The organism is Candidatus Aegiribacteria sp. (assembly GCA_021108005.1).
GTDB lineage: Bacteria > Fermentibacterota > Fermentibacteria > Fermentibacterales > JCC-6 > Aegiribacteria.
In genome coordinates, this window is the sequence record JAIORS010000065.1 from 1 (window position 1) to 1,489 (window position 1,489).

General features: G+C 42.0%; 3 protein-coding genes. 1 reads left to right on the plus strand and 2 read right to left on the minus strand.

The annotated features are described in order from the left end of the window. A partial coding sequence (locus tag K8S15_04010; GenBank protein ID MCD4775199.1) for a hypothetical protein occupies positions 1–232 on the plus strand: 232 nt, incomplete at its 5' end. On the opposite strand, the gene tsaA is transcribed toward K8S15_04010, so the two are convergent. Continuing rightward, on the minus strand, positions 221–721 hold the full coding sequence (gene tsaA, locus K8S15_04015; protein ID MCD4775200.1) for a tRNA (N6-threonylcarbamoyladenosine(37)-N6)-methyltransferase TrmO: 501 nt from the start codon (positions 719–721) through the stop codon (positions 221–223). The genes K8S15_04010 and tsaA overlap by 12 nt on opposite strands. A 322-nt stretch (positions 722–1,043) precedes the next feature. Continuing rightward, positions 1,044–1,489 (minus strand): DUF4143 domain-containing protein (locus K8S15_04020; protein ID MCD4775201.1); only part of this gene is annotated, 446 nt, incomplete at its 5' end.

Consider the following 1,489-nt stretch of genomic DNA (forward strand, 5'->3'; position numbering starts at 1 on the left):
TGAAACCCTCTGTTCCTGGGCTGGCGGAACGATGAAATCGGATGAGATCAATGCCATGTGGAGTACGTGGGAAGACTGGATCTACAACGGTTCCTGGAGCGGTAATACTCTTGTTCTATTCCCCCTGCCCGAAGAAACCGTTGAGAGAATGAGCAGTATTACACTGGAAACCAAAGAGGAACATGAAATAGAATACAGCAGATTTTATGTGGGGATAATCTCAGAGCAATAGGAATTCAGAATTCCTCAAACCTCTTACGGAGGCAACATCGTCTGGAATAGCGTCTTGCCACCCTGATCTGGTGTTTTCCCTTGAATCGAACCTCTGTATATATGGCTTGATGTCAATCAAAGGTGTACCATCCAATATATCGATATCTTTAATATGAAGAATATTGTCCTCAATTCTATCTAATCGCACGAGACTCATCCCTAATTTATTGGGGCGATGTGGAGTTCGTGTAGCGAAAATACCATGTTCCTGATCTGAAAGATATGGCTTCAGGCGTAAACAAGTTTTCTGGGATTGGTGGAAGTAATAGAATAGATAGATATGAGAAAATCCCTGCAGATCTTTCAATCCATCAGCATATTCGACATCTAATACAACTGTTCCTTTAATGTCCGTGCAAAAGACAGGTTGGATTGGCGTCTTGGATTTTTCTTCATGGGGGGAATGAATAACACCTATCGGATGAAAAATAAATTTATTATCATGCACTTCACAACCTCGAATCTTTTATAGAAATATAACGTTAGCATCATCTATCTAAGACGAATAATATGACAAAGGATTTTCCGGTGGAATGAGGGCCGAAGCAATGTATGCTCCGGCCCCGTCCTAATAGGGAGAAGAGGTTAGACCTTATCTTCCCCGCATTTGTATTTGTTTCCTACCATGTGCACCTCCTTTGTTGGGGGTTTCAGTTTTAGAGGGCTGAGCTAGGCCAGCACCTCCGTGCGTATGCCTTTCCCTTTCCTCATGTGCACCTCCTTTCGGTTGGAGTTGGTATACCTAATAGACTAAAAAGTGCGTTCACATGTCAAGTAATGAGAAATTCCAGCAGACTGATATGCCTGATTCCATTTCGACCCTGATACATCTCATCCATACTTATTACAGTTTTGGGATAGTTGTCCTTTATCACTTCAAGTGAATGAAATTCTCTTTCTACAGTTTCCGGTGAAGCAAGAAGATAGGCAACCTGAAAATACTCCAATTCTCCTGACTTCTCGGTGACAAAATCAACCTCGTATTCCCCTATACTGCCGGTACTTACTCTGAAACCCCTTCGATGCAATTCCAGGAATACGAGGTTCTCGAGTATCCCGGAAATGTCAGATTCTCTATATCCGATAGAAGCATTTCGAATTCCGAGATCGTTTACATAGTATTTCGCTCTCAGTTCGAGATGTTTTTTTCTTTTAATATCGTATCTGCCAACTCGATGAATCAGATAGGCGTCTTCCATATGTGACAGGTAGTTCA